Source organism: Anaeromusa sp. (assembly GCF_028691475.1).
Taxonomy (GTDB): Bacteria; Bacillota; Negativicutes; order Anaeromusales; family Anaeromusaceae; genus Anaeromusa.
In genome coordinates this window covers 1-11,945 of sequence record NZ_JAQUZF010000087.1, presented here as the reverse complement: position 1 = coordinate 11,945, position 11,945 = coordinate 1, and the positions used below count along the sequence as shown (strand labels likewise).

Annotated in this window: 11 protein-coding genes; all 11 read left to right on the top strand. The window is 47.8% G+C overall.

What is annotated here, in order from left to right; translation table 11 throughout:
* Positions 1-565: 565 nt before the first annotated feature.
* Complete coding sequence (gene ltrA / locus PHF27_RS10865) at positions 566-1,954, top strand: group II intron reverse transcriptase/maturase (protein WP_300069754.1); 1,389 nt, start codon at positions 566-568, stop codon at positions 1,952-1,954.
* 252 nt (positions 1,955-2,206) lie between these two features.
* Positions 2,207-3,616 (top strand): diguanylate cyclase, encoded by a 1,410-nt coding sequence (locus tag PHF27_RS10860; protein ID WP_300069751.1) that lies wholly within the window; start codon positions 2,207-2,209, stop codon positions 3,614-3,616.
* A 76-nt stretch (positions 3,617-3,692) separates the two neighbouring features.
* A complete protein-coding gene (locus PHF27_RS10855) occupies positions 3,693-5,027 on the top strand; it encodes a putative DNA modification/repair radical SAM protein (protein ID WP_300069748.1) in 1,335 nt (444 codons plus the stop codon).
* On the top strand, positions 5,006-5,827 hold the full coding sequence (locus PHF27_RS10850; RefSeq protein WP_300069745.1) for a TIGR03915 family putative DNA repair protein: 822 nt from the start codon (positions 5,006-5,008) through the stop codon (positions 5,825-5,827). Before PHF27_RS10855 ends, PHF27_RS10850 begins: the two co-directional genes overlap by 22 nt.
* A 163-nt stretch (positions 5,828-5,990) precedes the next feature.
* A complete protein-coding gene (locus PHF27_RS10845; protein ID WP_300069741.1) occupies positions 5,991-7,274 on the top strand; it encodes an MFS transporter in 1,284 nt (427 codons plus the stop codon).
* A gap of 238 nt (positions 7,275-7,512) precedes the next feature.
* On the top strand, positions 7,513-8,508 hold the full coding sequence (gene bioB / locus PHF27_RS10840; RefSeq protein WP_300069738.1) for a biotin synthase BioB: 996 nt from the start codon (positions 7,513-7,515) through the stop codon (positions 8,506-8,508).
* 197 nt (positions 8,509-8,705) lie between these two features.
* Positions 8,706-9,293 (top strand): UbiX family flavin prenyltransferase, encoded by a 588-nt coding sequence (locus PHF27_RS10835; protein WP_300069735.1) that lies wholly within the window; start codon positions 8,706-8,708, stop codon positions 9,291-9,293.
* A gap of 474 nt (positions 9,294-9,767) precedes the next feature.
* Positions 9,768-10,124, top strand: a complete 357-nt coding sequence (ndhC, locus tag PHF27_RS10830; protein WP_300069733.1) for an NADH-quinone oxidoreductase subunit A — start codon at positions 9,768-9,770, stop codon at positions 10,122-10,124.
* Complete coding sequence (locus PHF27_RS10825) at positions 10,115-10,630, top strand: NADH-quinone oxidoreductase subunit B (protein WP_300069730.1); 516 nt, start codon at positions 10,115-10,117, stop codon at positions 10,628-10,630. Before ndhC ends, PHF27_RS10825 begins: the two co-directional genes overlap by 10 nt.
* Positions 10,627-11,103 carry an NADH-quinone oxidoreductase subunit C gene (locus tag PHF27_RS10820; RefSeq protein ID WP_300069727.1) on the top strand — a complete coding sequence of 159 codons (477 nt, stop codon included), beginning with the start codon at positions 10,627-10,629 and terminating at the stop codon, positions 11,101-11,103. Before PHF27_RS10825 ends, PHF27_RS10820 begins: the two co-directional genes overlap by 4 nt.
* A partial coding sequence (locus PHF27_RS10815; RefSeq protein WP_300069724.1) for an NADH-quinone oxidoreductase subunit D occupies positions 11,103-11,945 on the top strand: 843 nt, incomplete at its 3' end. The genes PHF27_RS10820 and PHF27_RS10815, both read left to right, overlap by 1 nt.

The following is an 11,945-nucleotide window of genomic DNA, read 5'->3' as shown; positions in this document are numbered from 1 at the left end:
GCGGAAACTCGTCGATTAACGCGGATGAGACAGGCAATGCAATCCGTTCATACAGCCGGGTAAGTTGAGAAAAACATATTGTATAATGCAAAAGTCCTTGGAGCTAGCTGCTTCAAGGACTTTTGTGGTTTGCCCGGCATGGGCAGTAACTAGGCGGTGAAAGTCCGCTATGGGCTTGGTAGTGGGAACCATTAGCTGAACAGCAAGGGTGTCCATCGTGAGGTGGAATCTGAAGGAAGCTGAAAGCAAAATCCTGCACCGACGAAAAGAAATCGCATATAAGGCATTTGTGGAGCGGACGAGTTTGCCACACAAAACAAAGTCCAACACTACCCGAACTCCATGGTGTAAATGCGGCGGTGACATGGGATGAAGGTTACTGTTCTTAACCGGGGAGGTCTTGCAAGGCTTCGAAAGACACTGGCAACCCCATGACACTCGAAGAACCCATACAGTGATGTATGGCTCAATTGCAAGAAGTCAGCAGAGGTCATAGTACCGAAAGCTTTTTTTTCGGGAAGGACCGAACAATAACAGCTCTTTTGAGCGAGAAGAAGGTGAGGCAATGCGAAGAGAGCAGAAAACGGCTAAGGTCGGCTGCCGCTGCGAGGGTATGTTGGAAACAGAGAGTAACAGCGGAGTGCAGAGTATTGCCATGCTGGAAACCGCAGAGAAAGACGGTGCAGAAGACCTGCTTGAACAGATATTGCATAGAGATAATCTAAACGAAGCCTACAAGCGGGTAGTGGAAAACGGCGGAGCCGCGGGCATAGACGGTATGACGGTAGCCGAAATGCTACCATATTTGAAAGAACACAGAGACGAGCTCTTAAAGAGCCTGCGCGGAGGTTGGTATAAGCCTAAACCGGTCAGACGGGTGCAAATCCCCAAATCAGATGGAGGGACGAGAAATCTCGGCGTACCCACCGTAATCGACCGAATGATTCAACAGGCGATAGTGCAGGTAGTGACACCATTGTTGGAAGAGAAATTCAGCGACAGCAGCTACGGTTTTAGACCAGGGCGTAGTGCGCATCAGGCGATCAAGCAGGCGGAAGAATACTACAAGCAAGGCTATGTAAAAGTAGTTGACATAGACCTCGCGCGGTACTTCGACACGGTCAACCACGACATCTTAATAGAACAAATAAAGAAAGTCATACAAGACCGAGCCGTTGTCAACCTGATACGCAAATTTCTCAAGAGCGGAGTCATGTTCAATGGGCTAGTTAGTGCGACGATGGAAGGAACGCCGCAAGGCGGGAATCTGTCGCCGTTGCTTTCGAACCTCTATCTAACAGCGTTTGACCGAATGCTGGAAAAGCGCGGGCACAAATTTGTCCGTTATGCAGATGACTGCAACATATACGTCAAAAGCCAACGAGCAGCCGAACGCGTGATGGCCGGTTGTAAAGATTATCTCGAAAAGAAACTGAAACTCACGGTGAACACAGCCAAAAGCAAAGTCGGAAGCCCGTTAAGACTAAAGTTTCTGGGCTTCTCTATGTACAAAGTAACCAAAAGCATAGGAATACGCCCGCATGCTAAAGCGATGGACAGGTTTAAAGGACGATTGAGGCAACTGACAAGCCGAAAGCAAGCGAATTCAGTTTCTGACATTCTAAGTAAGTTGAAACGGTATACGACAGGCTGGCTTGGTTACTATTCGATAGGAGCCATGAGTTCCAAGATGAAACAATTGAACGAATGGCTGCGAAGAAGAATCCGACAAATCTTCTGGAAGCAATGGAAGAAGCCGTCTGCTAGATACGAAAACCTAAAACGTCTTGGCATTGATAAGTCGAAAGCAAGAGAATGGGCAAATTCTCGGCGAGGTTATTGGCGAGTTGCCGGGAGCTGGATTTTAAGCAGGTCATTAACAAACGAATACCTCGTATCGATTGGCTATGACAACATAGCCGAACGATACGAGGCACTGCACTCAAGTTATTGAACCGCCGTATACCGAACGGTACGTACGGTGGTGTGAGAGGTCGGCTGTTCAATTAATGGGCAGCCTCCTACTCGATCGTAGGGCCGCGTCTTGTTGGCAAAGGAGTGCGACCGCAGAAAAATTAAAGGAAATGATTTGCTAATGCGCGAATAATTATTATTAAAGAAAACATAGATCGTGCTGGAATGAAGGCGAAGCAGAGACGGCTGCGTACGGCAGCAGGCAATTTTATTATAGAGAGGGACACCGCGTATGATAGATGAAGCCGGTAAAGAAATTGATCTGAATGCGACACTGGCGGAATTAGTATCGGCCATTATTCGGCCGGGTATTACCTTTGCTGAAATGTACCAAATTGTCTTGCAAAAATCACAGGCCTTGACCGAAAGCCAGCATGGCTTTGTTTCCTCTATTGATCCTAATACCAATGCGCATGTTAGTGATACATTGACAGAAATGCGTAAGGATGTTTGCTCCGTGAATTCAGCTTTATATGCACTGCCAGAGGGGCCGCATCACCTTTATCAGGGGCTGTGGGGGCATTCCTTGAATACGAGAGCAGCCTATTTTACGAATAATCCAGGGGGGCATCCGTCGGCGCGAGGCTTGCCGGAAGGGCATGTTCCGTTGATTAATTTTTTATCGGTACCCGTCCTGTTTGCGGGGGAATTACTGGGGCAAATCGCCTTGGCTAATTCTTCCCGAGATTATACGCAAGAAGACCTTGAGATAATTTCTAAAATAGGGAAAGTATATGCCATTGTGCTCCATAACAAGCAGCAGGAGAATGAGCTGCGTCATAGCGAAGAACGTTTTCGCCTTATGATCGAAGGCGCTCCCTTTCCAATTGTTGTCTGTGGGTTGGAGGAATATTCGATTCTCTATTGCAATCAGTTGGCTGCAGGTTTTTTCAACGTATCGCAAGAAGAAGCGATGCTTTTAAAAATTACGGATTTTTATGTGGTACAGAAGGAACGCCTAAAATTGTTTGCTGAACTGCGAAAGAAAGGGAAGGTATTAGGGCGGGAGCTGCAGCTTAAGAATCGTGAGGGCCAAATTTTCTGGGTAATCGCATCGGCGGTAAAAATGGAATGGTTTGGCAATCCGGTAGTTATGGTGGCGATTAATGATATCAGCGCCAGAAAAAAGATGGAAGAAGAATTGCAGCGTTTGGCAACGACCGATACCTTGACAGGCATTTTGAATCGACGTCAGTTCTTTGTCTTAGGCGAGCAGGAGGTAGAGCGTTCGCGCCGCTATAGTAGAGAATTGGCCTTGCTTTTATATGATATTGATCATTTTAAACAAGTAAACGACACCTTTGGACATCAGGCAGGCGATATCGTTTTGCAAGAACTTGCCAAGCTTGTACATGCGCAGTTGCGCAAGAATGATCTAGAGGGGCGTGTAGGGGGCGAAGAATTTGCTATTTTGCTGCCGGAAACATCAATTTCTGAGGCAGTAGTGTTGGCGGAGCGCATCCGGGAAATTATTGAAAGTGTTGCCATCAACATAGGCGAAACGTCTCTGCATATAACCGCGAGCTTTGGCGTGGCCAGCGTTGAAGAGGCGGATGTATCCTTGGATTCGGTTTATAAAAGAGCGGATAGCGCCTTATACGAGGCAAAAAATGCCGGGCGGAATTGCGTTCGAAGAAAGTAACAAAAACCTTGAATCGAACGTATGTTCCGTGATACAATGCAGATAAGGATGTGAGTGTAAAAAGGAAGTGGCCGTAGTGGACGTGTTCGAGAAGCTGAAAATTTTAACAGATGCAGCCAAGTATGATGTGGCCTGCACGTCCAGCGGCGTGAACAAGCGGGCGCAAGCCGGGCAAATAGGGAGCGCTGCCGCCGCTGGCATCTGTCATAGTTTTTCCGCAGATGGGCGCTGTATTTCTCTTTTAAAGGTGCTGCAGACCAATGTGTGCATCTATGACTGCCAATATTGCGTCAATCGCTGTTCGAACGATACGGCGCGCACTTTTTTTACGCCGCGGGAGCTGGCGGAATTGACGATTAACTTTTACCGGCGCAATTATATTGAAGGCTTGTTTGTCAGCTCGGGCGTAATCAAAAGCCCGGACTATACCTGCGAGCAATTGATTGCCACGCTGCGTATTTTGCGGGAGGAGTATCGCTTTCACGGGTATATCCACGCCAAAGCCATTCCAGGCGCCGATCATCGGCTAACGGATCAATTGGGGTTGTTGGCGGACCGAATGAGCATCAATATAGAACTGCCATCGCAGCGCAGCCTGGAACTGTTGGCTCCCAACAAGTCAAAACAGGCGATTTTAGCGCCTATGAAGCATATCAAAGAGAGAATCCTAGAAAACACCACTGACATTGTAAAATATCGTCATGCACCCAAGTTTGCGCCAGCAGGACAGAGTACCCAGATGATTGTTGGAGCGACGCCGGATACGGATCGGCAGATTCTTAATTTGACGGAAGGACTGTATAAGTCTTATCAGTTGAAACGCGTATTTTTTTCCGCCTATACGCCGGTAAATGAAACCGCTTTGCTGCCGGCGTTAGATACGAAACCGCCGCTGTGGCGGGAGCACCGGTTGTACCAGGCGGACTGGTTATTGCGGTTTTACAATTTTACGGCGCAAGAACTTCTGGACGAGAAGAATCCTAACTTTAATCCCTTCCTAGATCCCAAATGCCAATGGGCGCTGCAGCATCCGGAATGCTTTCCGGTAGATGTTAACCGAGCTAGCTACAAAGATCTTTTGCGGGTACCGGGCATTGGCGTCGTTAGTGCCAAGCGGATTGTAGCTTCGCGGCGTACGGTGGTTTTGCGCTTGGAAGGCCTGAAAAAGTTAGGGGTAGTCTTAAAACGTGCGCAGTATTTTATTACCTGCGGCGGTGTAGGAGCTGCCGCGCTGCGAGCCAAGCGTTCGCAAGTTGTGCAAGCGCTGTTGACCGATTCGGAAGGAAAAAGCGTGCGGCGGGAAACCGCTTTAGGGGAACAACAACTGTCACTGTTTGCTGCGCCGGAAGAACGCGGTGCAAGAGAGGCTAGAGGGGAGGCCTTTTTGTCATGTATGCGCGCCCTGAGCTGATCTATCGATATGATGGCACGTTAGACGGATTGCTTTGTTGTGTATTTGAAAGCTATGCTCAAAAAGAATTGCCAGGGGATATTGTGATACAGGGAGAAGCGGTAGAAACGCTGCTTTTTGAGGGAAAAGCGATTCCGACTGACCAGGAAAAAGCGCGGCGGGTTCGCGTATCGATTCCTCAGAAAATTTGCCCGGAAGCTTGGGAGTTTGTGCAAAAAGCGTTTCTTACCTGCCTGCCTCGTAAGGAAGTATACTTGCTGCTTTTTTTGCGCTTAGGCTATCGGCATGGTTCGGAAGTAATGCAGATGCTGGCGGATGATACGGTGCATGCTTTGTTTAAGGCGGTGCGCCATTTAGAAAGAGAAAGCCATCTATTTAAAGGCTTTGTTCGCTTTGTGGCTGGTAACGGTGTATTAGCGGCCCAAATTGAGCCGAAGAACTTTGTCTTGCCGTTGCTGGCGGAACATTTTTGCCAGCGCTTTCCGGAAGAGCGCTTTCTGATTCATGATCAAAGTCATGGCGTGGCTTTGGTATATCAGCCCTATCAGTACCGGATTTGTCCGGTAGACGAACTGGAGCTGCCTGCGCCGGATGCAGAGGAGCAAACCTACCAAGAGTTATGGAAACTGTTTTACAAAAGCATTGAAATTAAGGCGCGTCATAATCCGCTTTGTCGCAGGACGCAAATGCCGCAACGCTATTGGAAAAACATGACGGAAGTGGCTTCCGAGGTTGCTAGGCTGCCGGGAGGCGGTAAGAAAGATAAGCTTCTTCAAGAACCTCTGTGGAAACTAAAATAGTTTTCTCCCCAAGACCGCGCAAGCGGTTTTTTCTTTTTATAAATAAATTTGAAACTTGTGACAAAAACGAAAGGATTTGGGAAAGATACTGCGAATAAGTACAACATCCTAATGTTATGTTATATTTGGCGGAATCACAAACCAAACAAAGGAGGGTGAAGGAATGGAAAACATGGGTGCTGTAATGGGCGAAAAGCCCACAAAACAGAGGGTCATTCTTGTCTTGATTTTATTGGTTACCCTGCTGATTGCCTATTTAGATCGAGTCAATGTTTCCGTGCTGTTGGCGGATAACACGTTTCTTAGCGACATGGGCATCAAAGGACAGCCGGTGCAGATGGGCCTGCTTATGACCTTATTTTTAATTGCTTATGGTATTTCCAACGTTTTTCTCAGCCCCATTGGAGACTACTTAGGACCAAGGAAGGCTATGTGCCTTTCCATCTTCTTGTGGTGTCTGTCGCTCTTTATCGGCGGCATTGCGTCGACCTTCACCATCATGCTGGCCGCTCGTGTCATCCTTGGTATCGGGGAGGGCATGCATTGGCCTATGCAGAGCAAGTATGTCAAGAACTGGTTCCCGCCCCACGAAAGGGGCAAGGCGAACGCTGTGTGGGTGGTCGGTCTGATGGCTGGACCAGCGTTGGCTATGCCGTTTTTGACTTGGGCCATTCAGTCCTTTGGCTGGCGCACCAGCTTTTTCATCCTTGTTGGCTTTGGATTGCTGCCTCTGATTCTATTATGGTTTTATACGACTGATCATCCGCACCAGCATAAAGGCGCCAATCAGGCGGAACGCGATTTGATTGAAGAAGGCCAAAAAGCTGAAAAAGAGCTGGAGGCGCAGGCGGGCCACAGTACGTTGTGGGATAACATGAAAGCTTTTATTTTCGATTATCGCTTTTGGCTGGTCACTCTGTACTATTTTTGCTTGGCCTCGATCTTCTGGGGAACCATGGCTTGGCTGCCTTCGTACCTAAAAGTGGCGCGAGGGTTTTCTTGGGCCGCTATGGGCGCTTGGTCGTCGCTTCCTTATGTCCTCGGTATTGTCAGTGTGCTGGCGTCTGGCTATATTTCCGACAAAATCGGTCGCCGTGCGCCGCTGTGTTTCGTGTCCATGCTTGGCGCGGCAGCGGGAATCTATTTCGGCGCTTATGCGCCGGATAACACAACAGCCGCTTTATTGATTTCCGTAGGCATTGCTTCGATTGGCCTTGGGATTGCTCCGGCTTGGGCTATGGTGCAGCACATTGTGCCCGGCAAGGCTATTGGAGCTGGCGCCGGTATGATGAACGGCGTTTCCAACGGAGGTTCGGCTTTTTCACCGGTGCTTATAGGATTCTTTATCAGCGCTTCAGGCAGCTATGTTGGAGGGTTGATGTTCTTGGTTGGTTTAGGAATACTTGCAGCTTGTTGTGCAGCTGTACTGGCGTACCAAAAATATTAAAACAAACAACAACGCCCGGTTCTAAATGAGCTGGGCGTTGTTGTTTGTTTCCTTCTACGATTGTTAACTTGAAATTTGCACGTGGTTTACTTTTAATGAGAGATGCGATATGATAAAGACAAACGTCAATAGGACGTTATTTTTTTGCATACATAGTTAACTTACCTTGGAACAGGGTTAACGAGGAAACGAGAAATGAAGAAAGTTTATTGCTAAGTACAATAAGGAGTGGTGGAAAATGAGCTATGATTTGATTTTTTCATTAGGGAAAAAAGTGTTGTCTGGAGGCGAGTTAACATTTGAAGAGGCGCTTTCACTAACGCAAATAGCAGAAGAAGATGTTCCGCTGTTGTTAGCGGTGGCAAATAAGGTGCGAGAAAAATTCACAGGCAAAACCGTGGATACGTGTGAAATCGTAAATGCCCGTTCAGGAAATTGTTCGGAGGACTGTAAATTTTGCGCTCAATCTGTACACCATGAAGTGAAGTTTGACGCCTATCCATTAATGAAAGAAGAAGATATTGTGGCTGCGGCTCAAAAAGCTCAAAAAGAAGGAGCCTACCGTTTTTCCATCGTTACAGCTGGCTGCGGCATGGATCAAGATAAGGATTTTGGTAGTATTCTTAAGGCGGTGCGGCGGATCGTCAAAGATACAAAGCTGCACTGTTGTTGCTCTTTAGGACTTTTGCGTCAGGAACACGCAGCAGCCCTAAAAGAAGCGGGAGCGACAAGGTACCATCATAATTTAGAAGCTAGCGCAAGTTATTTTCCGGAAATTTGTACGACCCATACCTACGAGGAACGGGTTGAAACGGTAAAAAGCGTTAAAGCTGCAGGAATGCAAATTTGCGCTGGCGGTATTCTTGGCATGGGTGAGTCTTGGAAGCAGCGGGTGGAACTGGCTTTTGCGCTAAAAGAATTGGATGTAGATGCGGTGCCGATTAATATATTGAACGCGATACCGGGAACGGCATTAGCTGAGCAAAAGAAAATAAGACCTTTAGAAATTTTGCAAGCATTTGCTGTCTTTAGGATGATTCTTCCTCGTAAAAGTATTCGCTATGCAGGTGGCAGAGAGCATGCTTTGGGAGAATTAGCGCCGCTAGGCTTTTTATCCGGTATCAATGGCATGCTGCTGGGGAATTACCTGACCACATCAGGACGCGGACCTGCAGAGGATCTGCAAACTGTGACTGATTTGGGTCTTCGCCTTTTATCGGTGGGAGAGCGCTGATTAAGCTTTGCAACCCTCATTCGTATTCTCTGGTTCTCATCGCGACTCTTGTTCCTTCTGTATCTCGAAGACCGCGTAAGCGGTCTTTTCTTTTTGCCGCTTGTGCAGTGGCCAGCAAGAGATGGCAGGAATCTTGGGAGATTTTGAAGAATTGAATAACAATCACTTTAGAATTTAGACGAAAAGAGGAAGCGTGCATGTCAGTGCCGGAAAAAAAGAGAGTCGTTGTAGCCATGAGTGGTGCCAGCGGGGTGGTTCTGGGAATTGAAATTCTGCGGGTACTGCGGGCGAATCCTGCGTATGAGACGCATTTGGTGCTTTCACGGGGAGCTGAGTTGACGATTGCCGCGGAGACGGAGCATACTGTGGACGAGGTGCTGCAATGGGCGGATCATATATATGACAATAGTAATGTAGGGGCGCGCATTGCCAGCGGCACCTTTAAGACGGAGGGCATGCTTGTGGTGCCTTGCAGTATGAAAACCGTAGCCGGTATTGCCAGCGGCTATTCGGATAATCTGCTTTTGCGTGCGGCGGATGTCACTCTCAAGGAGCGGCGGCCGCTGATCTTGGCGCCGAGGGAAAGTCCTCTGGGGATCATTCACTTGCGAAATTTATTGGCGGTAGCGGAGGCGGGCGCACTGCTTTTGCCGCCGGTAATTTCTTATTACCAGAAGCCGGTGAGTTTGGAAGATATGAACCGGCAGATTGCTGGGAAAATTCTCGACAAATTGGGGATTGAAACACCAGGTTTTCGTCGGTGGGGTGAAGAAGACACACTTTAAATCGGAAAAACTGCTACGAATTAAATTGATTTATTGGAAAATTCTGTTCTTGATGATATACTATAATCGTAATAGTTGCTGTACAATCGGATACTGAAAACTGAAGCGAATTTTTCTAAAAATAGAGGCATTCGCATGAAGTTGCACTGCGAAACGATGCTATTTTTAGGCATCGTTTTTTAGTTTTATAAGGCAGTGAAATGTTTTGCAATAAAAGAAAATGCAGTAGAACATTACATTATATTGTGTATTCAACTTGAAAAATGGCAATAGTTGCTTAAAAAGTGTTATTTTCAGAATTATTATTGAAAACTAATTAAAATTGACAGTGTGAAAAAGGAAGTCTAAAATATAAATATCAATAAATGTATACAGAATACTTTTATTTAATTTAAATTAATACGCAAATGTAGCAATGTGAGCGGTATCGTTTCATGGTGAGCACTTGCGGAAAAGCAAAAGGAGGATGGTAAGATGTTGCAGGATTTTGGGAATATCGGTTTGCTATTAGCGGTTGCTTTGGTGTTTCCCTTGATGGCCTTGGTAACTGCATTTTTCATTCGCCCCAAAAATCCAGGAGTGGAGAAGTCCTTGCCGTATGAGTGTGGCGTTGATACGGTAGGGGAGACTTGGATTCAGTTTCGGGCCAGTTATTTCCTTTATGCACTTGTATTTGTCGCTTTTGATATTGAAACTGTATTCTTGTATCTCTGGGCTATCAAATTTCAGCAGCTAGGCGTTTTTGCCTTTGTAGAAATGTTTATTTTTCTGAGCATTTTGCTGGTGGGTCTGGGATATGCCTGGAGGAAAGGGGCTTTGGAATGGAAATGACCAAATTGCAGACGCAGGCGGAGCGGGATCAGGAGCTCTTGCATAAAAATATAATTGTTGCCAGCATGGACATGGTGTTGAAATGGGCGCGAAGCAATTCATTATGGCCGCTGTCTTCAGGGCTTGCCTGCTGTGCTATTGAGATGATGTCGGCCGCTGCGGCGCGCTTTGACCTGTCTCGCTTTGGCTATGAAGTGTTTCGGGCATCGCCGCGACAGGCGGACTTGCTGATCGTTGCCGGTACGTTGACTTGGGCTATGGCTGGGCCGTTGAAGCGCCTTTACGAACAGATGCCAGAGCCTAAATATGTTATTGCCATGGGCAGCTGCGCTAATTCCGGCGGTCCTTTTGTGGATTCGTATTCCGTAGTACCGGGCGTGGATCAAATTTTGCCGGTAGACATTTATATTCCCGGCTGCCCGCCTCGGCCGGAAGCACTGATTCATGGTATGCTGGAACTGAAGCGTAAAATCCAGGACGGAGAAATTGTGAGGGACAAAGCATGACGACGACAGAACTGCTGACCGCGATTCAAGCGTGTCATAGCGACTACAGCGAAATCATTGGCGAAGAAAGCCAACAGGCATTGCGGGTGGAAGCCGGGCGGTTAGTGGAGTTAATGCAATGGCTACGCAATCACGAGGAATATCAGTTTATCATGCTGCGCAACTTGACGGCAGTGGACTATGAAGAGCATTTGGACGTGATTTATCATGTGTATTCCATGGCATTGCGGCAGACGATTGTGGTGAAGACTTGTTGTCCGGCAGAGGGTTCTGAAGTGCCGTCAGTGACGTCCATATGGCCGGCTGCTGATTTTCAGGAGCGCGAAGTGTATGATTTAATGGGCATCCGCTTTACTGGACATCCTGATTTGCGGCGCATTTTGATGCCGGAAGAGTATACCGAGCATCCGTTGCGTAAATCTTTCAAACTGGGCGCTGGTAGTGCCGCAGTGGTACAGAGAGGGTGTAACTGATGGTAAAAACAGAAACATACACGCTCAATATGGGACCGCAGCATCCCAGTACGCACGGAGTGCTGCAGGTGGTGTTGGAGCTGGACGGCGAAGAAGTAGTGCAGGCGGTGCCGCATATGGGGTATTTGCATCGCGGCATTGAAAAACTGGCGGAAAGCCGCACTTATGCGCAGTTTATTCCTTATACAGACCGTTTGGATTACGTTTCTTCTATGTGTAACAATCTGGGGTACTGCCAGACTGTGGAAAAATTGATGGGTATTGAAATTCCGGAGCGCGCCGAGTACTTGCGCATTATCATGGTGGAGCTCAACCGGATTGCCAGCCATTTGATCTGTATGGGCTCGTTGGCGATTGACCTGGGGGCTTCGACCGGCATGATGTTTGGTTTCCGCGGGCGCGAACGCATTTTGGACTTGTTCGACATGGCTTGCGGGGCGCGTCAGACCTATAGCTATATTCGCTTTGGCGGCGTATCTGCAGACATTCCGGACGCTTTTGTGCCGGAACTGCGGCGTTTTCTGGCGGATTTTCCGGCGATGCTGGAGGAGTATCACGGCCTTTTGACAGGCAATGAAATTCTCTACGAACGCTTAAAAAACACTGCTGTTATTTCCGGCGAGCGGGCGATTGCCATGGGGCTGACCGGACCGGCGCTGCGTGCGTCCGGTGTGGCGTATGATTTGCGCAAAGTAGAGCCGTACAGCATTTATGACCGCTTTGATTTTGAGGTTCCTTTGGGAGAAGTAGGGGACAGCTGGGACCGTTATGTGGTGCGAATGGAAGAAGTAAAACAAAGCATGCGAATTGTGGAACAAGCGCTGGAGCAACTGCCGGAAGGG